The sequence below is a fragment of the Novosphingobium sp. PhB57 genome, assembly GCF_004342985.1.
Taxonomy (GTDB): domain Bacteria; phylum Pseudomonadota; class Alphaproteobacteria; order Sphingomonadales; family Sphingomonadaceae; genus Novosphingobium.
Genome location: NZ_SMBO01000003.1, coordinates 359,482 through 383,809 on the forward strand (window position 1 = coordinate 359,482; position 24,328 = coordinate 383,809).

A 24,328-nucleotide genomic window follows, 5' to 3' on the forward strand; every position below is an offset into this window, starting at 1 on the left:
GGCTGGCCCTCACTGGCCCGTGCCGGTCGCTTCGGCGAGCCGGGTCGGAATGAGGTTTCCTTCATCCGTCTGCACCCGGAGTTCCGCAATCGAGACGGGGAACGAAGGTGGTAGTGGAAAGGCGAGGCGGCCGCCCGCAAGGATGTAGCCGCCGCGGTCGAGATGGACTGTCTCGCCCGAAGTCGCCGTCATGGAGATGGACAGCACCCTGACGTGACGCTGGCCGCGATTGACGATCACGGCCGCAATCCCGCCACCGGGATCGTGCCGGAAAGTCCAGTCCAGCGCGGGTTCGGCGCCGCGCGGCGCCCGGAAAATCGGCACGCTGATGCGAAGAAGGGTGCGAATTTCACCCGGCCCGACGGGCGTGTCAGGCGTGGCGAGTTCGTCGAACAACAAGCGCCACGTCTGCTCCGCCGGCCCTTCGGCCGCGGGCAGGCTGCACCGGATCAGGCGGCTTTCCTGTCCCCCCAGGGTGACGATCGTGGGATTGATCGAAAACCCTGCCACGGGTTCGAGCAGGTCTTCGCCTTGCTCGCCGCGAGACCAGCGAAAGCCGCGCACTTGCACGCTGACGGGAAGGTCACCGTCGTTGGCCAGGGTCAGGGCGCAGAACCGCTTGTCCGGTTGCAACTCGATCCGGATCGGCGTTACTCGCAAGGCGCTGGCGACCGCGGACGAGCCCGGCGCGAACAGTCCTGCCGCGAGGGCGAGCGCTGCCAGCAACCGCCGCAAGAGACGCCAGTACCGGGACGGGGCGGGGTTCATCGTCAATAATTGACCGTGACGGTAACGCTGTCGGTATAGGCCCCCGCCGGGACGTTCTGGGAGGCGCCGACACGGCCATAGACGGTGAGAATGCTCGGCACCGCGGTGGCAGTGGTGGCAGTCGGCGTGTCGCCGCCAGGGGTGTTGCCCCAGTTGGTCGAATGGCTGACGTCGCTATAGAGCGCGTAGTTCAGGCGGCTGGCGCCATTGACCATCTGGCGCGTCGTGACCGTGGCGCCGCTGGTCGATCCGCCATTCAGTCCCACCGTGAAGGACGTGCCGCTGGTACAGGTCACCGTGATCGTGCTGGTGCCGTCCTTGGCCGAACCCGATGTGGGATCATAGGCACCGAAGGCCAGCGGGGTGACGGCGACGATGCAGGCAGACTGCACCGTGGCCGTCACGGCCATGGGGGCCGTGGCCGTCGCCGCGAAGGCATTGGTCGAAATCGAGGAAGCGAGCACGGCCGCGAATGCTGCCGCAGCGGCGCCGGCTCCTCGGCGAAGTGAGATGCGGTCCTTGTTCATGAGGACGCATCTATTGGAAAGCCCTTGAGAATCCGTGGGGCCGGCATTTCGGCTTTTGCGGAGTTCCCGGTAGGACTTGCTTCAGATCGAAGGCGCGCGGCTCACGATCCTGCGGGCGCTGTCGCCCCCTTGGGTGTGCTTGCCCCGGGCTTCGATGCGCCGCCGGAATCCTCGCCTTCTCCGTCTTCGCCATCGTCATCGAGACCGGCACTGCTTTCGGGGCCCTTCCAGCTGGGGTCCTTGTCCAGCCGCGCGATCATTTCCGTGGCGCGCTGGGCCATGCCGCCGCCGTGCGGATTGAAGGCCACCGGCGCCAGAATGATCTTGGCATCATCAACGCGCCCCAAGCGGATCAGCGCCCAGCCCAGGTTCATGCGCAGGCCGAAATCGAAGGGCGCCAGCTCCACGGCATGGATCAACCCGTCGATGGCCAATTTCGGTGGCTGCTCCCCCTGCTCCACGAAGCTGCGATAATAATAGATCAGCGGCAGGGGATGATCGTTCTCCAGCCTGTTGAGCGCCACGAACGGCGCCCGGGCACGGCGATAGGCAAGCGCCTTGTCTCCATCCGTTTCCTGGGCCTCGCGGAACAGCGCATAGCCTTTCTGGATGTAGGCATTCGTCTGCGACGGATCGACCGCCAGGGCCGCATCGGCCGCGGCAATCGTTTCCTTGTCGTTCCCCGCGTCATACTCAGCTTCGGCGAGTTCACCCAGCACGGCGACGTCGCGCGGATATTGGGCGGCGATGGCCCGGGCCTCGGCGACCACGCTCTTGGCGCTGTCCTCGTCCACGCCGCGCTTGGACCGGATCCGCACCGGCATGATGGCGGCTTCGCCCGCAGTCAGCCTGCGTACGGTGATCGGGCCGACGATGAGCCTGTCCCCTGCTATCGGCAGAGCGCTCATCTTCGGGCGCATGAGGTAGCGCTCGACATCCTTCTCAAGCTTTTCGAAATCGCCGAAGGCCTCGGCGGCGGCTTCGCGCTGCCCCTTCCCCTGATCGAGCAGTTGAAGATAGCGCGAGAACTGGCCTTGGCGGGACGGGTCGAAGGTCAGGTAATGATAGAGCAGCCAGCTCTTGCCGTAGAATGCGTCATAGTTGCGATGAGTGCGCTTGTCGTAAGCGGTCGGATCCAGAAGATCGGCCACCTTGACGTCGGGCGCGTAGAACAGTTCCCCGGCACGGTGAAGCGCCGGGCGGCCCACCACCATGCTGCCATCCGACGAAAAGCTGCTGGAAGAAAAGAACTCCGCCGCGCCCTCCGTAAACCACTTCGGCCGCTGCATCGCCGTGGCAGAGATCATGAAGTGATGGGCATATTCGTGAAGCAGTGTGGTCATCGACCCGTCAGTGGCGCTTTTCGCGGCATCGACCCGGGGTATGATCGCCAGCGATCCACCGGCGCGCGGAAGATAGAAACCGCCGATGTACTTGCTGTTGGCGCCGTAGATCTTCCTGACGGCCTGCTCGCTGCCCACGACATAGACCGTGACCCGGTTCGATGGGCTGGGCGGCGGCGCCTTGACGTGGAACAGCAGCGCCATCGCGGCGTGGTAGCGTTCGAGCTGGTCGGAAAACTTGCGCAAGTCGCGCTCGTTGTCCTCGGCATAAATGACGAAATGGTCGCTGGATGCTTCCAGCCATTCCGCGCGCGCCGCGCCCGGAAACAGGAACAGGGCCAGCAGACAGGCCATGATCATCGATCGCATTACTTGAATCACCCCCCGGTAATATCCGTGGGTTATTTACCGGCCCATCGAAGGCATGCAAGCGGCGATGGATCCGGTTTGAACAGCATCGGCTGCGCGGCGCCGGCTCAACTGCCGAGCGCGACCTGGCCGAGATCGTCTGCTGTGGGCTCCGGTTCGTCCAGCAGGCGAATGGCGACCTGGTCCCGGCCCTGTCGCTTCGCTTCGTAGAGTGCCTCGTCCGCCAGGCGATAGAGCGAGCGAAAATCGCCGCCCGTCGAGGCTTCCGCGATGCCGATGCTGACCGTGACCTTGCGTTGACCGATGAGATCGCCGTGCTCGCAAGCGGAGATCTCCTGCCGCAGCGTCTCGGCGAAGCGTATCAGCGCGAAACCCTCGAGTCCGGCGACCATGACCGCGAATTCCTCGCCGCCAAGGCGGGCGACCGTGCAACTGGGGCTTTCGTAAGGCGCGATGCGCCGCGCGATCGCTGCGAGCACTACGTCTCCCGCCTCATGGCCGTAGACGTCGTTGATCGACTTGAACCAGTCCACGTCGATCAGCAGCAAGCCCACGACCTGCCCCTGCTCCTGCGAGGTTTCCAGAACAGTGCCGACCCGTTCGATGAAGCCGCGCCGGTTGGGCAGGCCCGTCAGCGCATCCCGGCGCGCCAGTTCCTGGGCCTGTGCTTCCGCGCGGCGCGCCATGTCGCGCTCGATCCGCAGGCGGGCATGGGAGCGCGATGCCGCGATCGAGAGCCAGAGCGTCTGCCAGGCTGCGGCGAAAAGCACGAGGATCTGCGATCCCCCGCCCCAGAACATCCTGTCCGTGTCGACGAATTCGGTGGAGGCGAGCACCAGCATCGGCACCGACCAGGCGCCTGCAAAGCTGCGCGCCTCGGCGCTTCCGCGCCTCCAGGCCTGGCCGATGCAGCAAGCCACCGCAAGCAGGTTGGCCAGGATCAGCACCCCCAGCAGGCTGCCGAGTGTCTCGATCGGCCCGGAGCGCATGAGCGAGAGCGGCAGGCCCAGCGCGGCAACCCCGCCCGTCAGCCAGAGTGCGGCGCGCCGCAGCCAGCGGTTGACGCTCTGGCTGTCAAGCGCGGTGACGGCGCTCAGCGTCGCCAGACAGATCGCCAGGCACGACAGGCCCGTGCAGATCTGTGAGGAAAGCGCGCCGGCCATGCGCGGAAAGAAGAACAGGTGGAGCTGCGACCAGCAGCCGCCCCAAAGGATCATGCAGGCCGCCCAGCCCGCCTGCCATGCCGAGAACTGCCGCCGCACCGCCACCGCCAGCGAGGCATTGTAGATCGCCCCCGCCAGGAGCAGCACCAGCGCGGCACCGATCGACGTGGCAAGGCCGGTAGTCTGCGTGCTCTCTTCGCCGCGTCCGACCAGGCGCATCCGCAGAAGCCCGGCGCTCGCCACTTTGTCGAAACGCATGGTCACGCCGACCAGCGGCACGTCGCGGTGCGGCGCGCGAAAGGCGAGCTGACCGCCGGCGCGCCAGTGCGTGCCGAAATCGCCGCTGCGCACATCCTGTCGCTCGATCGCGCCATCGGCATAGGAGAAGTAGACGACCAGTCGGTCGAACCGGGAGCTGTGAATGATCAGCGAAAGATCGTCGCGCTCGTCCGCCCCCGGCGGGAGGAGCGCATGAAGCCAGAGCGTGCCCTTCTGGTATCCCTCGGGCTGACCGTCGCAGGCAAAATTTTCGGGAATGGCATCGCTGCCGGGCACGGCAGGGCTCACCGCATGGCACAGGGGATGGCCGATACGAAGCACCTCGGCCGAAGCCGCGCTTGTCCATCCCATGGCCGCCACGGCGCAAAGGAGGGTCAAGGTACGCATAAAAAAGCGCAAAAAGGGCGAGTCGCAAACCATTGCGCCGCGACCTATGGCACATTTGCGCCTTCAACAAGGTTACCGGATTAACCAGGTTCGGCTAATTGTCAGCCTCCGCCGATGACGCTGGACTGCTGCGTTCCGGCTTCGGAAATGACCTGGGCCCTCACCCTCTTTGCGCCATATCGCCAAGGCCGATCCATCATGCGGCACCGCCTGCGCTTTCGAGCATTTAGCGTCTGTACCGGACGACCGGCCGAACCAAAGCGAGATAGAATGACCCTGAACCAGTGGCTTTCCGTCGCCACCTTATGCGGCATGATGATTCTCTTCATCTGGGGTCGTTTCCGCTACGACGTAACGGCGATCATAGCCCTGATGGCGGCGCTTGCGCTGGGGCTGGTGCCACCGGAAAAGGCGTTTACCGGCTTCGCGGACGATATCGTCATCATCATCGCCTCGGCGCTGGTGCTCTCGGCGGCCGTGCAGCGGACCGGGCTGGTGGAGCGTGCGGTCACGCTCGTCAGCCAATGGGTACACAAGCCGGGCTCGCAGCTGTTCGTGCTGACTTCGGCCGTCGGCGTGGCGTCGGGCCTCATCAAGAACATCGGCGCGCTGGCGATGATGATGCCTGCCGCGTCCCAACTCGCGCGGCGCAGCAAGACCAACCCTTCGCGCTTCCTGATGCCGATGGCCTTCGCCTCGCTGCTGGGCGGCCTGACGACGATGATCGGCACTTCGCCGAACATCATTGTCAGCCGGGTGCGCGAGGAAATGACCGGCGAACCCTTCCGCATGTTCGACTATCTTCCCACCGGCCTGGGCATGCTGGTGATGGGCCTGCTGTTCCTGCGCTTCGGTTACCGCCTCGTCCCGGCCGACCGCCGCGCCGCCGCGACCATGGGCGAAGCGCTGAACATTTCCGACTACACCACCGAGGCGACCGTCTCGGAGGAATCGAAGGCCATCGGCGAGACCATCGAGGACTTCACTGCCAGTCACGACAACGAAATCGAAGTCACTGCCGTCCTGCGTTCGGGACTGCGCGGTGACGTTCATCCGGCCATGCACATAGTCGAAGGCGACGTGCTGATCCTATCCGGCGATCCAGACGCCCTGGAACGCGCCATCGCCCGCTCGCAGCTCACGCTCGACGACCACGAGGACGACGACGAACATGCCGGCGCCCGCGACGAGATCGGCGTGATCGAAGGCGTCATCATGGCTGAATCCGCCTTCGTGGGCAGCACCGCTGGACGGCTGATGCTGAAGGAGAGGATGGGCCTGCGTCTCGTGGCCATTTCCCGGCGCGGGCAGATCCTGCGCAACAAGCCGGGCAATGTCGTGATCCAGGCCGGCGACGTCATCGTGCTTCAGGGCGTGCTCAGCGAGATGCCCGGCCGCCTGCGCCAGCTCGGCGTCCTGCCGCTGGCGCAGCGGCAGATTCGGCTCGGCATGAATCGCAGCAGTTGGCTGGCCCTTGTCATCCTGGCCACGGCGATGCTCACCACGGCGCTGGGGCTGGTGCCGGTGGCCGTGGCGTTCTTCGCCGCAGCGGGCGCCGTGATCATCACCGGGGCACTGCCCGTGAACGATGCCTACGAGGCCGTCGAATGGCCGATCCTCATCATGCTGGGGGCGCTGATCCCGGTCAGCGAAACGCTGCAGACCACCGGCGCCTCGAACATTCTGGCCACCGAACTCTCGCACCTGGCGCGGGATATGCCGCCTTGGGGCGCCGTGGCGATGGTGCTCGCCGCCTCTATGGCGGTGACGCCCTTCCTCAACAATGCCGCGACGGTCCTGGTCGTGGCGCCCATCGCGGCCGTCTTCGCCAAGGACCTCGGCTACCGGCCCGACGCTTTCCTGATGGCCACGGCGATCGGCGCGGGATGCGATTTCCTCACACCGATCGGCCACCAGTGCAATACGCTGGTAATGGGGCCGGGCGGCTATCGCTTCGGCGACTATGCCCGGCTGGGGGCGCCCCTTTCAGTGCTCGTGCTCCTGCTGGGGACGCCCCTCATCATGTATTGCTGGCCGCTGTGACCGCAGCCACTCTCCTCACGCCGCGAAAGGACGGTCGATCGAGACCTGCGGCCGGGTGAACCACTGCGCGCCCGTTTCGGTGACGTACATGTGGTCTTCCAGGCGCACGCCGAACTTCTGCGGAACGACGATCATCGGCTCGTTCGAGAAGCACATGCCGGGCTCCAGCGGCGTCTTGTCGCCGCGCACGAGGTAGGCCGGCTCGTGGATCGAGAGCCCGATGCCGTGGCCGGTGCGGTGCGGCAGGCCCGGCAGGGCGTAATCGGGGCCAAGTCCCGCCTTTTCGAGCACCACGCGGGCAGCATGATCGACCGACTCGCAAGGCTCGCCGGGACGCACGGCGTCGAAGGCGGCCTGCTGCGCTTCCTTTTCGATATCCCAGATGCGGCGGATTTCGTCGGAAACCGCGCCGAACGCGTAAGTGCGGGTGATGTCGGAATGATAGCCCTGGATGGTGCAGCCGGTATCGACCAGCACGAGCTGGCCTTCCTGAAGCTCGCGGTCGCCCGGAAGCCCGTGCGGATAGGCCGTCGCTTCACCGAACTGGACGATGCAGAAGCTGGAACCGCTGGCGCCCAGCTTGCGGTGCGCCGCATCGATGAAGTGGACCACTTCGCTCTGCCGGATACCAGGGCGCAGGATGCGGGCTGCAGCCTGATGGACCAGCAGCGTCATGTTCTTCGCCTGCTGCATCAGCGCCAGTTCCGCGGCCGACTTGACCATGCGGCACTGCTTGATCACCGGCATGGCGTCGACCGGCCGGGCCGGGCTGCCCTGGCGGATGCGCTCGGCGAAATGGAACGGCAGCTCGGGATCGATCGCCACCGTCTTCGCGCCCAGTTCGGCCAGGACGCCGACCACCAGCGCGACCGGATCCTCGTCTTCCTGCCAGGAGCGGATGTCCACGGGGATCGCCAGATCCGCCTCCAGGGTACCGATCTCGAAATGCGGACAGATCATGATCGGCTGGCGACCGGGCGCCACGATCATGGCCACCAGGCGTTCGGTCTGCCCCCAGGGCAGCCCCGAGAAGTAGCGCAGCGAGGCGCCTGCATTGACGAGCAGTGCATCGGCGCCCAGTCGGTCGGTCAGTTCGCGGGCGCGCTCCATCCGCGCCTCGCGCTCCGGCACGGCGATGGCCGGGGCGCGGTCGGCCCAGGCCGTGAGGCCGGCCAGTTCGATGTCTGCGGTCGATCCGCCAATCATGTCATTCTTCCTTTATGCGAAACGCTGGATGTCGAAGGGCGCGAGCGGCAGTTCCGGCTGCCCGCCTGCGACCATCGCCGCGACCAGCCGCGCCGTGATCGGCGCCAGTGTAAGCCCCAGGTGCTGATGGCCGAAGGCATAGAAGAGATTGGATGCCTTCGTCGAGCGGCCGATGGCAGGAAGATAGTCCGGCAAAGTGGGGCGGCAGCCCATCCAGCGACGGAACGGTCCCTCGATCGGCAGGCCCAGTTCCGAAACGTGGCGCTCCAGGCGCTCCCACTTGCGCGGATCGGCCGGGGCGTCGACCTTGCCCAGTTCCACGAAGCTCGCGGCCTGAACCGCGCCGCGATAGCGCGTGACGATCATCGAGCGCTCCTCGAAGACCACGGGTGGCAGATCCGCGGGCCATCGGCTGGCATCGGCGCGGACATGATAACCGCGCTCGGCGATCATCGGCACCTTGTGGCCAAGGTACTCCATCAGTTCGCGTGAGCGCACGCCCGCGCAGACCAGCACCTGATCGGCATCGACCCCGCCGATCTCCACCCTTTGGCCGGCAACGCGCAGTTCGCCGCGCTGCGCTACGAGGATACCGCCGCGATCGGTGAAGGCCTTGCGCAAAGCCTGCCGCAACTCTTCGAGATCGGCGATCTGGCCGCTACCCGAAAAGCGGATCGCGCCGGCCGCCGGTCGATCGGTCAAGCCGGACAGCAGCGCCAGTTCGGCCTCCGTGGCGGCGTGGACCTCGGCCGAGCCGGTCTCGGACGATTGCCACGAAGCATGGCCCTCGCGTGCGGCGCACGCGTCGTGCCAGACGACGAAGTGCCCGTCCTGCCGCAGCAGATCGGGTGCACCGATGCGCTCGGCGGTCGCGACCCAGGCCGGCATCGATCTGGCCAGCAGCGGCGCCAGAGCCTCACACCCCTTGCGGAAGTTGGCGGGACGAGCAGCCGAGAGCAAACGCAGGCCGAAAGGCACCCACTGCGCCAGAGCCGATGGAGGAAAAGCCAAGGGGCCGCCGCGCAGGAACAGCCGCTGCGGGAGACTGCGCACCATGCTCATGGAGGCCAGCGGCTCCACCTGCTCCACCGCGATATGCCCGGCATTGCCCCAGGAGGCCGACGCGCCGGCGGCGTCGTCATCGACGATCGCAACCTGGCGCCCGGCATCGAGCAATTCGATGCCCGCGCAAAGCCCGACCACCCCGCCACCGACAATTCCAATCGACGCCACAAAAACTCCGTTGCATAAGTCAGACTATATCGTATACCATATATCAATCACCGCCCGTTCGCACAAGGCTTTGCACCGCGCCATGAACGTCTCGATCCACCGAAATCTCCGCCCCCCGGTTCGCCGGGGCGGTGTCCGGTCGGGATTAACAAAGGGCAATGGCTCGGCAGAAAAGGTCCGATTGCAGCACCATTGGCGATCATCTACCGTATACGTTAGATCGACGGCGTTTCGCGCCGTCGAGACCTGTATGGAGATTCACTGGTGACAATCGTCGTCCGCACCCTTGCCGAACGCATTTTCGACGTGATCCGCGAAAGGATCGTCGAAGGAAAGCTCCCCGTCATGGAGCCGGTCCGACAGGATGCCCTGGCTGCCGAACTCGGCGTCAGCAAGATACCGCTGCGCGAGGCTCTGGCCCGGCTCGAACACGAGGGATTGCTGACCAGCCAGGCCAATCGCGGCTGGTTCGTGCGCCCGATGTCCAGCGACCAGGCGGAGGAGATCTACCTCCTGCGCCTCGCGACCGAACCGGCCGCCGCCGCCTATGCCTGCACCCAGGCCGACGACGAGGACCGCAAGGCCGCGGTCAAGGCTTTCGAAGTGCTCGACGCGGCCGCCAAGGACAATCTCAGCGACGTCGCCGTCCGCAACCGCGAATATCATGTCTCGCTGGTGCGCCCCGGCAAGCGCCTGCTGACCACCCAGCTCGTCGAACGCCTCGAAGTGCTCGCGGAGCGCTATGTCATCGCGCACCTCGAACCGGCCGGGCGCGGCGACCGCGCGCATATGGAACACCGTGACCTGCTCGACGCATGGCTCGCCGCGGATGCGGAGCAGGTGAAGACACTGCTCACCCAGCACATCGCCAGCACGCTCGACGACTTGCGCGCTCATTTTACCGCCAGCCAGACAGGCTGAGACCATAACCAGGGGGATCCATGCTCGGACCGCGTAAATCGATAGAAAAACTCTCACAACGCGAATCCGGGCATTCCCTGGCCAAGACCCTGAGCTGGCCTCACCTGATTGCACTCGGCGTCGGCGCGATCGTCGGCACCGGGATCTACACCCTCACCGGCGTCGGCGCCGAGCGTGCCGGCCCGGCCGTGATCCTGGCCTTCGCGATCGCCGGGGCCGTCTGCGCCTGCGCGGCACTGGCCTATGCCGAAATGGCGACGATGATCCCCGCCGCCGGCAGCGCCTATACGTTTTCCTATGCCGCCATGGGTGAGACGATTGCCTGGATCGTGGGCTGGAGCCTCATCCTCGAATATTCGCTGGCCTGCTCCACGGTGGCGGTCGGCTGGTCCGGCTATCTGGTCGGCTGGATAGAGTCGGCGGGCATTCACCTGCCCCACGCGCTGCTGGTCGGCCCGCATGGCGGCGGCATCGTCAACATGCCTGCGGTGCTGGTGGCCCTGGCGGTGATGGGCATGCTGATTGCCGGCACGCGGGAGAGCGCGACGCTCAACATCGTCCTGGTCATCATCAAGCTCGTGGCGCTGACGATCTTCGTCGTCATGGCCCTGCCGGCCTTCCACGGCGGCAATCTGGAGCCCTTCATGCCCTACGGCTTCGGCAGCACCGAAGTGGAAGGCCAGAAGCGCGGGGTGATGGCGGCCGCCGCCATCGTCTTCTTCGCCTTCTACGGCTTCGACGCGGTCGCCACTTCGGCCGAGGAAGCGAAGAACCCCGGGCGCGACCTGACCATCGGCATCGTCGGCTCGATGGTGGTCTGCACCTTCATCTACATGGCCGTCGCCATCACTGCCATCGGCGCCCTGCCCTTCCAGCAGCTCGCCAATTCGCCCGAGCCGCTGGCTCTCGTCCTGCGCCAGCTCGGCCAGCCCGTCGCCGCGCACCTGATCGCGCTGGCCGCCGTGCTCGCCCTGCCCTCCGTGATCCTCGTCATGATGTATGGCCAGAGCCGCGTGTTCTTCGTCATGGCCCGCGACGGCCTGCTGCCCCGCAGCCTCGCGAAGATCAGCCCGCGCACCGGCGCGCCGACCCGCATCACGCTGATGACCGGCATTTCGATCGCCATCGTCGCCGGCATCTTCCGCCTCGACGAGATCGCGGAGCTGGCCAATGCCGGCACGCTGATCGCCTTCATCTCGGTCGGTGCCTGCCTGATGATCCTGCGGCGTCGTTCGCCTGAACTCACCCGCCTGTTCCGCTGCCCGCAGCCCTATCTTATCGGCACCCTGACGATCCTGGGCTGCGCCTACCTGCTGTTCAGCCTGCCCGAAAGCACCCTCGTCCGCTTCGGTGCCTGGAACGTGATCGGCCTGCTGGTCTACTTCCTCTACGGCCGTCGCCGCAGCGAGGCAGGCCGGGAAGCCGCCGCGACCGCCTGACGCGGCAAACCTCAAATCCTTCTCAACAGTTCCCTGCAAGTCTCCAGGAGATCGCGATGAAACGCGCCCTTTTCATGGCCGCTGCCCTTCTCGGCACCAGCCTTTCCCTTGCCTCGCCAGCCTTGGCAAAGACCGCCTATGACGGAGTCTGGGTGTTCGAGGATACCCCGCCCACACCCGGCGTGACGATGATGGAAGTCACCTCCCGGGGCGGCAGGATCGAGGGCAAAGTCACCACCAAGTGGTACGGCCCGGTCGAGATGATCAACCCGCGCGTCGAGAACGGCGAGCTGAAGTTCGAGGCCCGAAACCTCAACGACAGGGAACACCTCACCCGCCCCTGGAGCGTCGCGCTGGAGGACGGCCAGGCACACCTCAAGGGGCGGATCTGGGAAACCGACGTCGACAGCAAGGGCCGTCGCGGCAAGGCTGCCGAGGCAAAAGCCCGCGCCTTCCAGTTCGCGGCACTGCCACCGCTCGGCGCCCCGATCCCCAGCCCGCTCGCCGCCACCCCGCCGATGGGCTGGAGCAGTTGGAACAAGTTCGCCGAACATATCGACGACAAGACCGTGCGCGCCATGGCGGATGCCATGGTTTCATCGGGCCTTCGCGATGCCGGTTACCTCTACGTCAACATCGATGACGGCTGGCAAGGCAAGCGCGACGCCAATGGCGTGCTCCAGCCCAACGCCAAGTTCCCGGACATGAAGGCCCTGACCGACTACGTCCATTCCAAGGGCCTGAAGATCGGCATCTACTCTTCGCAGGGTCCCCGCACATGCGCTGGCTTTGAAGGCAGCTACGGCCACGTCAAGACCGACGCCCGGACGTTCGCTGACTGGGGCTTCGATTACCTGAAGTACGACTTGTGCTCCGGCGAATGGTTCTATGACGACGCGGACACCGTGAAGCGCAGCTACTATGAGATGGGCGCGGCGCTCCAGGCCACGGGCCGCGAGTTCATTTTCTCGCTCTGCGAATATGGCCGCTTCGACGTGGGCAGCTGGGGCCGCGATGTTGGCGGACAGCTCTGGCGAACGACGGGCGACATTACCGACGACTATCCGACGATGGCGAAGATCGGGTTCGACAAGAACGGCAAGCCCGAATGGGCCGGCCCGCATGGCTGGAACGATCCGGACATGCTGGAAGTCGGCAATGGCGGGATGTCGGCGGACGAATATCGCACTCACATGACACTCTGGGCCATGTCCGCCGCGCCGCTGATGATGGGCCATGACTTGCGCGAAACCGATGCCGCCACGCTGGCCATGCTTACCAATCGCCGCGTCATCGCCGTGGACCAGGATGCCAAGGGCGTACAGGGCAAGGCCGTGCGCAAAGTGGGCTCCATGGAAGTATGGGCCAAGCCGCTGGCCAATGGTCAGGTCGCCCTGGCCCTGTTCAACCGCGGCGATACCGCCGCTTCGCTGGCCCTTACCCCGGCCGATGCCGCTCTTGCCACCGTTTCTCAGGTGGAGGATCTTTGGACCGGCGCGAAATCGTCCAGGCTGCCCTCCAGCTACACGGTTCCACCCCGCGGTGCCGTGATGCTGACTTTGAAACAATGACTTTAAATCAGCTGGTTCAGGTTGATTTCTAACTGACGTTCTAAGTCGACATGCCGGCCCGCGCGGGAGCAAGTCCTCCTTGCGTGGGCCGGCATGTCACCTTGGTCCAGGGTCGCAGCAGCGATCCTTATCATCACGGCAGTCTTTGTTATTGCGAGGCATTCGCACTTGCAGTAATGGCTCGGCCATGAGGGGGCCGGGATTCGATATTCGCATCGCCGCGCATGCCCCCTCTTCATGAGGGAAACGAGCGAGTTGGGCGGCCAGGGCGAAACTCTCGAAGTGCTGGACAAGGTGGACCCGGAGTCCTCCGACGGGCTAGGCAGAGCATCTTCGCCCGCGTCGCACGCATCTTCCGGTCGCTCGACGAAGCCTGCCCGGCAGAGCGCTTCGAGCAAGAAGAAAAACAAGAAGGCGCGCGCCTTCTGGCTCAAGCAGCTGCATACGTGGCATTGGGTAAGCGCGGCCGTTTCGCTGGCCGGCATGTTCCTTTTCGCGATCACCGGCATCACGCTCAACCACGCCGCCTCGATCGGCGCCGAACCGCAAGTCGTGCAAAGCCAGGGCAAGATCGCACCTTCCCTCCTGCGCCGCCTGCCGCCCCCGGGCGACGGGAACCTGGCACTCCCCCCCGAAGTGGCGAAAGCCGTGGCGGCAGCCGTTCCGCTCGATCCCTCGGGCTTCGCGGCGGACTGGTCGGCCGAAGACGAGGTCTATGTCGCCATGCCCGGCCCGGGCCGCGATGCCTGGGTCAGCATCGACCGTTCGAACGGCGCCGTTTCCGCCGAGGTGACGCGGCGCGGCGCGATTTCCTATCTGAATGACCTGCACAAGGGCCGCAACACCGGCTCCGTGTGGTTCTGGTTCATCGATCTCTTCGCGGCGGCCTGCGTGATCTTCACGGTGACGGGCCTGTTCCTGCTCCAGCTTCACGCCAGGCATCGGCCCTCGACCTGGCCGCTGGTGGGGCTGAGCCTGCTGATCCCGCTCGCGATCGCCCTGATATTCATCCACTGAGACAAGAAGGCACCGATGACGACATCGAAGGTAATGCCCGCGCTTTCCCTGATGGCCCCGGCGCTCGTCGCCGGCACGATGGCCGCCCCGGCCGCTGCCGCCACGGTCAGCATCACCATCCCGCGCGTCAATGTCGCGGAATACCACCGGCCTTACGTGGTTGGCTGGCTGGAACCGGCCGCTGGAGGCGCCGCGCGAACGGTCTTCGTCTGGTACGACGTCAAGAAGGCCGGTCGCGAGTCCGGCACCAAGTGGCTGGCCGACTTGCGCACCTGGTGGCGCAAGGGCGGCCGCTCGATGCAGCTCCCCGCCGATGGCCTTAGCGGCGCCACCCGCGCACCGGGGACCTACCAGGTCCCTCTCCCCGCCAACCTTGCCCCCGGCGATTATGTCCTCAAGGTCGAAGCTGCGCGCGAGACGGGCGGACGCGAACTCGTTTCGGTGCCGATTTCGGTTCCCGTGAAGAAGGGCGGCTCGGCCTCCGGCAGCAGCGAGCTGGGTGCCGTCACTGTACGTTGATCAGCGCAATTTTCCCTGTTTTCCAGCATAATGGAATACGATCTTCAAGGATTTTCAATGCGTAGAAACCATATCCTGATCGCCTCCGCCGCCGTCGCTGCGGTTCTTGCTTCGCCCGCCTCGGCCCATCGCCAGTGGCTTCTGCCGTCCACGACCACGGTAGCGGGAACCGATGAATACGTGACCGTGGACGCCGCCGTCTCCAACGACCTGTTCTACCCCGATCACTTCCCGATGAGCCCTGACCAGGTCACCGTCTGGGCACCGGACGGCAGTGTGGGCAAGCTCGAGAACCCCGCCACGGGGCGCTACCGTTCGACCTTCGACGTGAAGATCGACAAGCCCGGAACGTGGAAGATCGGCACTCAGCGCTCCGGCGTCATGGGCACCTTCAAGGTGAATGGCGAGGAGTGGCGCCTCGGCGGCCGCGGCAGGCCGATGGGTGCGCCCGGTGCCGGTGGCCCCGGCGCTCAGGGCGGCGCTCCTGCCCGGCGGGTCGAGAATGTCGCCGACATCCCCGCCAATGCCACCGACGTGAAGCTCGTCGAGACGCTTGCCGCCAACTACATCTACGTCACCGCCGACGCCCCCACCAAGACCGTGTTCACGGCGACCGGCAAAGGCCTCGAGATCGAGCCGATCACGCACCCCGACGAACTGGTCTCCAACGAGGAAGGCCAGTTCCGCTTCCTGGTCGACGGCAAGCCCGCCGCCGGGGTGAAAGTCACGGTCGTGCCGGGCAGCAAGAAGTACCGCGAGGCAGAGCAGGCGCAGGAACTGACGACGGGCGCCGACGGCGTGCTGCACGTCAAGTGGCCGGTTGCCGGGATGTACTGGATCAACGCCAGCGCCGCAGACGCCAAGCCCAGCGAGAAGCGCGCGAGCGAGCGCCGGATGAGCTACACGGCCACCGTGGAAGTCGTCGCGCCCTGATCGGCAACGACGTTTCCAGGCCGATCGCACCAGGCGCGGGGACAATCCCGCGCCTGGCCGTCCCGCTCGAGATCGACGCCGCCTGCCTGGCCGATTGGCTTCAGGACTCTCCCGTCGTCGATCTCGCCGGAGAGACGATGGGGACGAACTGGCGCCTGCGCCTCGCCGCTCCCGTCGGCCTCGACCGGGTCGGACTGGACGCCGCCATCGCCGCCCGGCTTGAAGACATTCTAGCGCAGATGAGCCACTGGCGGGCGGACTCCGTGCTCGGCGGCTTCAATCGCTCTGCCGCCGGAACCTGGACCGCGCTGCCGCAGGACTTCGCTGCCGTGATGACGGCGGCCTTGGCGGTCGCCGAAGTCTGCGCGGGCGCTTTCGATCCGGCCATCGGGTGCCTCGTCGATCTCTGGGGCCATGGGCCAGCGGGGGTCGCCGGACCGCCCTCTGCCGAGGCCTTGTCCCGTGCGCGCCAGCTCTCGGGCTATCGCCGCCTGGACTTCGACCACGATCGGCAGCGGCTCCGGCAACCGGGCGGCCTGCGCCTGGATCTCTCGGGCATTGCCAAGGGCTATGCCGTCGACGCGCTGGCCGCGCTCCTGCGGCGACGGGGTTGCAGCCATTTCCTCGTCGAGATCGGCGGCGAGCTGGTGGGCGCCGGGCTGCGGCCGGACGGCGATCCCTGGTGGGTCGACCTGGAGACGCCCGCAGCTGGGGTCGCGCCCTTGCGTATCGCCCTGCACCAACTCGCCGTCGCGACATCGGGCGACTACGTTCGCGGGCGTCATACGATAGATCCGCGCACCGGGATTCCGGTCGAGACGGCCATGGCAGTCAGCGTCGTCCATCGCTCCGCCATGCTCGCCGATGCCTGGGCGACCGCGCTCTGCGTCGAGCCTGCGGACGCCATGCGCGCTCTGGCCTTGCGGCAGAACCTTGCGGTCCGTGCGTTGATCCGCAGTGCCGATGGGATCCAGGAATGGCTCAGCCCGGCGCTTCAAGAACTCATCGTCGGCGACAACGAAACCGCCCCTTCCTGAAGCGTCAGCCAACGCCGGGGCGCGTTTGCAACAAAAGCGATACAAATGTAACAAAGCATATTGCGAATGCGAATGACTCTCATTATCGGAAGCGGCAACGGAATTATCCGGTCATGAGGGGAATTATGTCTTTCAAGCCTTCGTCGGCGGCTGCGCGCCGCACTTTCCTCGCGCTTTCGTGTATCGCCCCGGCTCTTGCCCCCGCCGCGCAGGCCCAGCAGGCTGATGGACAGCGCGTGCTGGGCGGCGTGACCGTCAGCGATACCGCAATCGACGAGAAGCCCGGTCGCGTGCTGGAATCGCCGAAGCGCACGCGCCCCGTCCTCGACACGCCGCAGACGATCACCGTGCTTTCGGGTGAAGTGATCGAGCAGCAGAACCTGCTCACCTTGCGCGACGTCCTCTCGACGGTTCCCGGCATCACCTTCGGCGCCGGTGAAGGCGGCACCGGACCCGGCGACAACATCACCTTCCGCGGATACAGCGCCAGCAACGACATCACGGTCGACGGCGTGCGCGACAGCGCCCAGATCACCCGCACCGATTCCTACAACCTCGAACAGATCGAGGTGACGAATGGCGCCAATTCGGTGATTTCCGGCGCCGGTTCGACGGGCGGCAACATCAACATCGTCACCAAGCGGCCGAAGGCCGACGATGCGTACCTGGCGACGGCCGGGATCGGCACTGACAACTACTATCGCGCCACCGTCGATCTCAACAAGCGCGTCAACGACCTCGTGGCTTTCCGCCTCAACGCCATGTGGCACCGCAACGACGTGCCCGGCCGGGATGTCGAGGACTACAAGCGCTGGGGCGTGGCGCCCTCGGTCACGATCGGCATCGACAGCCCGACCAGCCTCACGCTGCAATACAACCACCAGGAAGACCGGAACATTCCCCAGTACGGCGTGCCCTACTACGCGGGATCGGGTCTGCCGGGCGTTCATCGCAGCGACTATTTCGGCTTCCGCAATGTCGACAAGCAGCGCATCAACGTCGACCAGCTCACCGCGATCTTCGAGCATGAGGTGAGCGACACCGTCTCGGTCCGCAACCTTGCCCGCTGGCAGGATTCGCGCCAGCTGACGCAAGTCGATCCGCCGCAGGGCACCTGGTGCCTGGCCAGCGGCGTGACCCCGACCGGCGCGGCCTGCACGGTCACCGGGATCTCGACACCGGTTCCGGCGGGCTACTACTATCCCACCGGGCCGCGCGGCACGACGCGCGATACCCGCAACCAGCTGATGTTCGACCAGATCGACCTCAAGGCGGTGTTCAACACCGGCGCGATCGAGCACACCATCGACATCGGCGGCGCGGCGACCTGGGAAAAGTATGACCTCTACAACGGCAATGTCCTGCGCAATGCCGATGGCACGGCCGCCTTCGCCCGCCTGCCGCTCATGAATATCGACAATCCTAACGAGGTCATCGCCGGCCCGGCCTCCGCGAACTTCACGTATGGCAGCAATGTCTACACCGGCCCGGTCAATTTCATCCGGACCGGCCACACCGTGGGTGAGCAGACCAACGTCGCAGGCTACCTGTTTGACACGATGAAGCTGGGCAAGTTCGAACTCAGCGCAGGTGCCCGCGTGGAGCGCAATGTGGGCACCACCCGCACCGATGCGATAGCGCCCTCCACCACGGCGACCGTGACCCAGGGCCAGGTGACGCCGGGCATCAGGACCCGCAATGCCGACACGCTGTTCTCCTACCGCGTGGGCCTGAACTACAAGCCGGTCGAGGAGGTCAGCATCTACGCGGCCTACGGCAATTCCCGCACCCCTTCCAAGAACTCGGTCAACGGTGCCTGCACGAATTCCGGCGAGAACGGGGCGACCTCCTCGACCTGCAACGTCAATCCGGAATCGGCGAAAAACTATGAGATCGGCGTCAAGGGCGAGCTGTTCGACGGCGGCCTGCTGCTGACCGCCTCGGCCTTCCGCAACGAGCGCGACAAATACGCCGTCATCTCCGGCGATCCGACCGTTCCCGACCAGCAGCTCGATGGCAAGTCGCGCGTGGACGGCATTGCGCTCGGCGCCTCGGGCACGATTACCCCGGCCTGGACGATCACGGCGAACTATACCTATCTCAAGTCGAAGCTGCTGCAGTCCGTCTCCGATGCGTGCCTCGCGAACCCCGGAACCGGAACCTGCACCAACAGCCCCGCCAATCCGAACCCGGGCGGCGGGCAGTACCTGCCCCAGACGCCCAAGAACTCGGGCAGCCTCTTCACCACTTACCGCCTGCCCTTCGGCCTCACCGTGGGCTACGGCCTCACGTACCAGGACGGCTTCGTCCTTGCCGTGGCAACGCCGACCGCAGGTGCCGTCAAGTCCGACGACTTCCTGATCCACCAGGCCTACCTGGCCTATGACTTCTCGCCCAACTTCTCGGCGCAGCTCAACGTGAAGAACATCGGCGACAAGCTCTACTACACCCGCATCCGCGGCAACGGTGTGGGCTGGGCCACGCCCGGCGATGCCCGCTCGGCAGTGCTGACCCTCACGGCGAAGATGTAACAGGTCCCAACGGCCCGGCGGGCGCCCTCGGGCGTCCGCCGGGTTCCTGCAATTCATTCGCAGCGATTGCCAGCGCCCGGGAATTCGGCAAGAGAAGCCGCATGGTCATCGAAATTCCAGAGCTTTTCTCGCCCCAGGAAGTGCGCGAAATTCGCACAGCACTCGAAGGCGCCGATTGGGCGGACGGCCGCGCAACGGCCGGTCACCGCGCAGCGCAGGTCAAGGAAAACGAGCAGCTTCCGCTCGGCCAACCCCTGGCAAAGCAACTTGCCGACCGCGTGCTGGCGCGGCTCATGCAGACGCCGCTGTTCATCGCCGCCGCCCTGCCGCAGCGGGTGCTCCAGCCCCGCTTCAGCCGCTACGACGGGCGCGGGCATTACGGCAACCACGTCGACAATGCGATCTTCCCGATCCCCGGAACCGGCGAGCACTTGCGCAGCGACATCTCCGGCACCCTGTTCCTCAGCGACCCCGAGACCTATGACGGCGGCGAGCTGGTGATAGAGGACATGTTCGGCACCCACAGCGTCAAGCTGCCGGCCGGGCACCTGGTCGTCTATCCCGGCAGCAGCCTGCACCGCGTCGCCCCGGTGACGCGCGGCACGCGCCTCGTTTCGTTCTTCTGGACCCAGAGCTTCGTCGCCTCGCCCGAACGCCGCCGGCTGCTGCTCGAACTCGACGGCGCGATCCAGGGCGTCGCCGTCGATCATCCGGAACACGCCTCGGTCGACACGCTCACGCAGGTCTACCACAACCTCCTGCGCCAATGGTCCTCGACGTGAGCGAGCGCCCCTTGCCGCCTTTGACGCAGATCCCGGCGGACTTGCGCAGCCTTGCCGACTATGCCCGCCGCGCGGCCGATCACTTCACGGTCGAGGCCTGGCACCATCTGGAGGAAGGCTCGGGCGAAGGGCAGACGCTGCGCCTCAACCGCACCGCTTTCGCCCGCCGGGGTTTACTCCCCCGCGCCATGGCGGACCTGCGCGGCGGCGAGACTGCGCTCGACCTGTTCGGACGCCGTCACGCAGCCCCGCTGATGCTGGCCCCGCTGGCCTATCAGCGCCTGGCCCATCCCGACGGTGAACTGGCGGTCGTCCGCGCCGCCACGGCGCTCGACACCGGCATGATCGTCAGCACGCTTGCCAGCTTCACGCTGGAGGAGATTGCCGAAGCGGGCCGTTCCTTCGCCGGCGAACTCGGCAAGGACGGAGCGCCCTTGTGGTTCCAGCTCTACCTTCAGCCGGACCGCCGCCACAGCCTCGATCTGGTCCGGCGCGCGGAAGCCGCCGGTTACGAAGCGATCGTGCTCACCATCGATGCGGCGATCAAGCTCTCCGGCATGACCCTGCCGCCGGGGGTCTCCGCGGCGAACCTCGCCGGCATGCCGATGCCCCGCCATACCGCCACCCCGGGCGGGCGCATCCTGCTCGGCACACCGCTGGCCGATGCCGCGCCGCGCTGGGAGGACCTGGCCTGGCTTCGCGAAGCGACGCGCCTGCCGATCCTGGTCAAGGGCATGGTCCTGGGCGAAGACGCCCGCCGCGCCGTGGACCTCGGCGCGGACGGCCTGATCGTCTCGAACCACGGCGGCCGGGTGCTCGACGGGCTGCCGAGTGCGCTCGACATGATCGAGGATGTGGCGGCCGCGGTGGACGGCCGCATACCGCTGTTGGTGGATGGCGGATTCCGGTCGGGCACGGACATGGTCAAGGCTCTGGCGCTCGGCGCCCGCTCCGTGCTGATCGGCAGGCCGCAGATGCACGCCCTGGCAGTCGCCGGAATGCCGGGGGTCGCCCATGCGATCCACCTGCTGCGCACCGAGCTGGAAGTGACCATGGCAGGGCTCGGCTGCCCCAGGCTTGCCGATATCACGCGGGAGCGAGTCATTACCCTTTCCGGCGCGTGATACCGCGCTTTCCCGCGCCCACTCATCTCCCGTAAATCTCCGCAAAGGCATGCCACCCCCGCCGCTCGGTTAGGCGAGGCGGCAAGTGGTGCGACGCTGTCACCAATTAATACAAATTGAGACGCCCCAAAGGGCGCGAACTTTGTCATGGCAGCAACAAAACAAGATGAGGGAATTACGAAAGTGGTGCGACTCCGTTTCGGTCTGCTGGCGTCGGCCGCCCTGGTGGCGTGGCCTGTCGTCTCTGCTCATGCGCAATCGACTTCCGGCACTGCCGCGAATTCGGCGTCCACACCGGCCCAACAAACACCTGCGACGAATATACCTGCGGCGAATGCTCCCACGACGAGCGCCCCTGTAGCGAGCGCTCCGGTCCACGCCGCCCCCGAGGAAAGCGGCGAAGAATTCGAGATCGTCGTCGCCGGGCAGAAACCCCGCGGCTCGGTGATCGGCGATATCGCGCCCGAAGTGACTTTCAATGCCGGCGACGTGCGCGCCCTGGGTGTTTCCAGTGTCACCGAGCTGCTCGAAGAACTGGCGCCGCAAACCGAGAGCGCAGGCGGCGGTGCGCCGGTCGTGCTGCTGGAAGGCCGTCGCATCGCCAGCTTCCGCGAAGTTGGAACGATCCCGACCGAGGCGATCCAGCGCGTCGAGATCCTGCCCGAGGAAGTGGCCCTAAAGTATGGTTATTCGGCCACTCAGAAGGTCGTCAACATCATCCTGCGCCAGCGTTTCCGCGCCTTCGCCATCGAAGGCGGCGGCAAGCTCGGCACCCAGGGCGACGGGCTGGGCGTCAATACCAAGGGCGATTTCCTGGCGATCCGCCGCGGCGAACGCGTCAATATCGACGCCAACTATTCGCACGCCAATCCGATCACCGAGGCCCAGCGCGGCCTGGCCACGAGCGGCGGCGACGGCAACAACCGCACGCTTCGCCCGGAATCGGAAGCGCTGACGCTCACCGGAACCTGGGCCAAGCCGCTATCCCATGTCTGGATCGCCACGCTCAACGGCGAGGCCACCACCACCGACACCCAGGCTTTGCGCGGCAGCGCGGTGCCCAACGTCACCATCCCCGGCGGCAGCCCTTATGCCAGCGGCACCGCGGACGAGAGCTTCCTGCCGACCGTCGACGGGCTTTCGCCCTTGCGCAACAGCAACAGCACCCAGACCGGCCACCTCGGGCTGACGCTGAACGGCACCACCCAGAAATGGCAGTGGAGCGTAATCGGCAACTACGACCACAGCGACACCCGCTCGATCCAGCAGCGGCCGCTGAACCTGGCCGACTATGCAGCAGCCGTAGCCGCGGGTGATCCGCTGGCCGATCCCTCCCTGCCGGTAGCGGGGGAATTCCTCGACTTCCTGCCGGTGAACCAGACGCGCAATTCCACCGACAGCGCCGAACTCAACCTCGTCGCCACCACCTCGCCCCTGCAACTGCCCGCGGGCGCCGTGAACACGACGATGAAGCTGGGCGGCAATCTCGACCGTTCGGACGGCACGGTGACCCGCCTCGGCATCTCCCAGCCCACCAGCGTCGGCCGCGACCAGGGCGAGGCCTCCATCAACATCGACATTCCGCTCAGCAGCCGCGCCGTGCCGCTGTTCCCGGGTGCGGGCCGGATCTCGCTCAACGCCAATGCCGCCGTGCGCCAGATCGGCGATTTCGGAACCTTGCGCACGTTCGGCGGCGGCCTGACCTGGAACCCCACGAGCCAGTTCAGCCTGATCGCCAGCTACCGCGACGACCAGAACGCCCCCACGGCCGCACAGCTCGGCGGCGCCGTTATCACTACGGCCAATGTCGACATCTTCGACTATACGCGCGGCGAATCCGTGCGGGTGACGGCAGTGACCGGCGGCAATCCCGACCTGAAAGCGGCGGGCATGCGCAATTTCAGACTGGGCGGGACGTTCCGGCTGAACGATCCCAACATCACGCTCAACCTCGACTATAACCGCACCTGGCAGCGCAATCAGGTGACCGCCCTGCCCGGCGCGACCCCGGCCGTGGTCGCCGCCTTCCCCGAACGCTTCGCCCGCGATGCCGACGGCGAACTGGTCGCCGTGGACCTGCGACCGATCAACATCGCCAGCGAGGACAAGTCCCAGCTGCGCATGGGCATCACCTTCACCAAGTCGCTCAAGACGCCGCAATCGCAGATCGATGCCATGCGCGAAAGCATGCGCAAGCGCTTCCCGAACGGCTTTCCCGGTCGCCGCGGGGGTGACAACGATGCCCCCCCGCCGCCTCCCGGCGAGGGCGACACCGCCGCAGCCGGGCGTGACGCGCCGGGCGGCGCCTCGCCCGATGCAGCGGCGAGTGCACCCGGCAACAGCGGCGGGACGGAGGCTGGCGGCGGCGAAGGCCGGAGTGGCGGCGAAGGACGCGGCCCGGGCGGCGGTGGTTTCGGCGGTCGCGGCGGTTTCGGCGGCGGCGGGTTCGGCGGTGGGGGCGGACGCGGCGGACGCTTGACGTTCTCGCTCTATCACACCTGGGTCTTCTCGGACCGCGTCGTGCTGCGCGAAGGGCAACCCGAGATCGACCTGCTCGACGGCGGCACGATCGGCGCCAGCAGCGGCGGCACCCCGCGCCACAAGCTGGAACTTCAGAGCGGCTATTCCCAGAGCGGGCTGGGCCTGCGCCTCACCGGCAGCTGGCAGAGCGGCACCACGGTCGACGGCGTGGACGGCTATCCCACCACCCAACTTCGTTTCGAGGATTTCGCCAAGTTCGACTTGCGCCTCTTTGCAGACCTGGGCCAGCAGCCCAAGCTGGTGGACAAGATACCCTTCCTGCGCGGGGCGCGGGTGACATTCTCCGTCGCCAACCTGTTCGATGCGCGCCAGAAAGTGCGGGACGGCAACGGCAATACGCCGCTGGCCTATTCGCCTTACTACCTCGACCCGGTAGGCCGGGCTTTCCAGATCACATTCCGCAAGCTCTTCTTCACCGGACCTCCCGGAGGCCAGCAGCGCTCGGCCGGCAACACCCGGTTCTGAACGACAGGGCGAAGGCGGCCCGATCCGCCGCCTTCGCCTCGCCGGATCGAAGCTTGAAGCGAACGGCATCGGGAAGGGAAAGTTAAGGCTAGTATTTGCGAATGATTTGCAATAGCATTGATTTGGCGAT

Annotated in this window: 18 protein-coding genes; 12 read left to right on the forward strand and 6 right to left on the reverse strand. The window is 66.2% G+C overall.

Annotated elements, in window-relative coordinates:
* Positions 1 to 9: 9 nt before the first annotated feature.
* From EDF58_RS12325 to EDF58_RS12340, 4 genes are all read right to left on the reverse strand, one after another.
* Positions 10 to 768, reverse strand: coding sequence for a fimbria/pilus periplasmic chaperone (locus EDF58_RS12325; RefSeq protein ID WP_132265826.1), 759 nt, complete (start codon positions 766 to 768; stop codon positions 10 to 12).
* Between the two features lie 2 nt (positions 769 to 770).
* A complete protein-coding gene (locus EDF58_RS12330) occupies positions 771 to 1,295 on the reverse strand; it encodes a spore coat U domain-containing protein (protein ID WP_132265828.1) in 525 nt (174 codons plus the stop codon).
* Between the two features lie 101 nt (positions 1,296 to 1,396).
* Positions 1,397 to 3,007 (reverse strand): hypothetical protein, encoded by a 1,611-nt coding sequence (locus tag EDF58_RS12335; protein ID WP_207912944.1) that lies wholly within the window; start codon positions 3,005 to 3,007, stop codon positions 1,397 to 1,399.
* A gap of 107 nt (positions 3,008 to 3,114) precedes the next feature.
* On the reverse strand, positions 3,115 to 4,836 hold the full coding sequence (locus EDF58_RS12340) for a GGDEF domain-containing protein (protein ID WP_243654213.1): 1,722 nt from the start codon (positions 4,834 to 4,836) through the stop codon (positions 3,115 to 3,117).
* 270 nt (positions 4,837 to 5,106) lie between these two features.
* Between EDF58_RS12340 and EDF58_RS12345 the strand changes: the two genes are divergently transcribed.
* Entirely contained in the window at positions 5,107 to 6,879 is a 1,773-nt protein-coding gene (locus EDF58_RS12345; protein WP_132265832.1) for an SLC13 family permease, read from the forward strand.
* Positions 6,880 to 6,894: 15 nt separating this feature from the next.
* On the opposite strand, the gene EDF58_RS12350 is transcribed toward EDF58_RS12345, so the two are convergent.
* Together EDF58_RS12350 and EDF58_RS12355 are read right to left on the reverse strand one after the other, a co-directional pair.
* A complete protein-coding gene (locus tag EDF58_RS12350; RefSeq protein ID WP_132265834.1) occupies positions 6,895 to 8,085 on the reverse strand; it encodes a Xaa-Pro peptidase family protein in 1,191 nt (396 codons plus the stop codon).
* A gap of 12 nt (positions 8,086 to 8,097) precedes the next feature.
* On the reverse strand, positions 8,098 to 9,318 hold the full coding sequence (locus EDF58_RS12355) for an FAD-binding oxidoreductase (RefSeq protein WP_132265836.1): 1,221 nt from the start codon (positions 9,316 to 9,318) through the stop codon (positions 8,098 to 8,100).
* A gap of 264 nt (positions 9,319 to 9,582) precedes the next feature.
* Here EDF58_RS12355 and EDF58_RS12360 point away from each other — a divergent pair, with 264 nt between their 5' ends.
* From EDF58_RS12360 to EDF58_RS25850, 11 genes are all read left to right on the forward strand, one after another.
* Complete coding sequence (locus tag EDF58_RS12360; protein ID WP_132265838.1) at positions 9,583 to 10,239, forward strand: GntR family transcriptional regulator; 657 nt, start codon at positions 9,583 to 9,585, stop codon at positions 10,237 to 10,239.
* A 20-nt stretch (positions 10,240 to 10,259) separates the two neighbouring features.
* The gene (locus EDF58_RS12365; protein ID WP_132265840.1) at positions 10,260 to 11,678 is read left to right on the forward strand and encodes an amino acid permease; all 1,419 of its coding nucleotides are present in this window, start codon (positions 10,260 to 10,262) and stop codon (positions 11,676 to 11,678) included.
* A gap of 56 nt (positions 11,679 to 11,734) precedes the next feature.
* Positions 11,735 to 13,249 (forward strand): glycoside hydrolase family 27 protein, encoded by a 1,515-nt coding sequence (locus EDF58_RS12370; protein WP_243654214.1) that lies wholly within the window; start codon positions 11,735 to 11,737, stop codon positions 13,247 to 13,249.
* A gap of 237 nt (positions 13,250 to 13,486) precedes the next feature.
* Positions 13,487 to 14,266 (forward strand): PepSY-associated TM helix domain-containing protein, encoded by a 780-nt coding sequence (locus EDF58_RS12375; protein WP_132265842.1) that lies wholly within the window; start codon positions 13,487 to 13,489, stop codon positions 14,264 to 14,266.
* A gap of 15 nt (positions 14,267 to 14,281) precedes the next feature.
* Positions 14,282 to 14,785: a DUF2271 domain-containing protein gene (locus EDF58_RS12380; protein WP_132265844.1), complete on the forward strand. Its 504-nt coding sequence runs from the start codon at positions 14,282 to 14,284 to the stop codon at positions 14,783 to 14,785.
* Positions 14,786 to 14,842: 57 nt separating this feature from the next.
* Positions 14,843 to 15,718: a DUF4198 domain-containing protein gene (locus tag EDF58_RS12385; protein WP_132265846.1), complete on the forward strand. Its 876-nt coding sequence runs from the start codon at positions 14,843 to 14,845 to the stop codon at positions 15,716 to 15,718.
* A 137-nt stretch (positions 15,719 to 15,855) separates the two neighbouring features.
* The gene (locus EDF58_RS12390; RefSeq protein WP_132265848.1) at positions 15,856 to 16,755 is read left to right on the forward strand and encodes an FAD:protein FMN transferase; all 900 of its coding nucleotides are present in this window, start codon (positions 15,856 to 15,858) and stop codon (positions 16,753 to 16,755) included.
* A 125-nt stretch (positions 16,756 to 16,880) separates the two neighbouring features.
* Positions 16,881 to 19,286, forward strand: a complete 2,406-nt coding sequence (locus tag EDF58_RS12395; RefSeq protein ID WP_132265850.1) for a TonB-dependent receptor — start codon at positions 16,881 to 16,883, stop codon at positions 19,284 to 19,286.
* 101 nt (positions 19,287 to 19,387) lie between these two features.
* Positions 19,388 to 20,068, forward strand: a complete 681-nt coding sequence (locus EDF58_RS12400; protein WP_132265852.1) for a Fe2+-dependent dioxygenase — start codon at positions 19,388 to 19,390, stop codon at positions 20,066 to 20,068.
* The gene (locus EDF58_RS12405) at positions 20,065 to 21,192 is read left to right on the forward strand and encodes an alpha-hydroxy acid oxidase (protein WP_243654215.1); all 1,128 of its coding nucleotides are present in this window, start codon (positions 20,065 to 20,067) and stop codon (positions 21,190 to 21,192) included. The genes EDF58_RS12400 and EDF58_RS12405 overlap by 4 nt, the downstream gene beginning before the upstream one ends.
* A 186-nt stretch (positions 21,193 to 21,378) precedes the next feature.
* Positions 21,379 to 24,198: a TonB-dependent receptor gene (locus EDF58_RS25850; protein ID WP_165921390.1), complete on the forward strand. Its 2,820-nt coding sequence runs from the start codon at positions 21,379 to 21,381 to the stop codon at positions 24,196 to 24,198.
* Positions 24,199 to 24,328: the final 130 nt, after the last annotated feature.

What these genes read in the sequence shown, in the direction of transcription:
- EDF58_RS12325 (WP_132265826.1), bottom strand. Translation starts at nt 768, where the DNA reads ATGAACCCCGCCCCGTCCCGGTACTGGCGTCTCTTGCGGCGGTTGCTG.
- EDF58_RS12330 (WP_132265828.1), bottom strand. Translation starts at nt 1,295, where the DNA reads ATGAACAAGGACCGCATCTCACTTCGCCGAGGAGCCGGCGCCGCTGCG.
- EDF58_RS12335 (WP_207912944.1), bottom strand. Translation starts at nt 3,007, where the DNA reads ATGCGATCGATGATCATGGCCTGTCTGCTGGCCCTGTTCCTGTTTCCG.
- EDF58_RS12340 (WP_243654213.1), bottom strand. Translation starts at nt 4,836, where the DNA reads ATGCGTACCTTGACCCTCCTTTGCGCCGTGGCGGCCATGGGATGGACA.
- EDF58_RS12345 (WP_132265832.1), top strand. Translation starts at nt 5,107, where the DNA reads ATGACCCTGAACCAGTGGCTTTCCGTCGCCACCTTATGCGGCATGATG.
- EDF58_RS12350 (WP_132265834.1), bottom strand. Translation starts at nt 8,085, where the DNA reads ATGATTGGCGGATCGACCGCAGACATCGAACTGGCCGGCCTCACGGCC.
- EDF58_RS12365 (WP_132265840.1), top strand. Translation starts at nt 10,260, where the DNA reads ATGCTCGGACCGCGTAAATCGATAGAAAAACTCTCACAACGCGAATCC.
- EDF58_RS12370 (WP_243654214.1), top strand. Translation starts at nt 11,735, where the DNA reads ATGAAACGCGCCCTTTTCATGGCCGCTGCCCTTCTCGGCACCAGCCTT.
- EDF58_RS12375 (WP_132265842.1), top strand. Translation starts at nt 13,487, where the DNA reads ATGAGGGAAACGAGCGAGTTGGGCGGCCAGGGCGAAACTCTCGAAGTG.
- EDF58_RS12380 (WP_132265844.1), top strand. Translation starts at nt 14,282, where the DNA reads ATGACGACATCGAAGGTAATGCCCGCGCTTTCCCTGATGGCCCCGGCG.
- EDF58_RS12385 (WP_132265846.1), top strand. Translation starts at nt 14,843, where the DNA reads ATGCGTAGAAACCATATCCTGATCGCCTCCGCCGCCGTCGCTGCGGTT.
- EDF58_RS12390 (WP_132265848.1), top strand. Translation starts at nt 15,856, where the DNA reads ATGGGGACGAACTGGCGCCTGCGCCTCGCCGCTCCCGTCGGCCTCGAC.
- EDF58_RS12395 (WP_132265850.1), top strand. Translation starts at nt 16,881, where the DNA reads ATGTCTTTCAAGCCTTCGTCGGCGGCTGCGCGCCGCACTTTCCTCGCG.
- EDF58_RS12400 (WP_132265852.1), top strand. Translation starts at nt 19,388, where the DNA reads ATGGTCATCGAAATTCCAGAGCTTTTCTCGCCCCAGGAAGTGCGCGAA.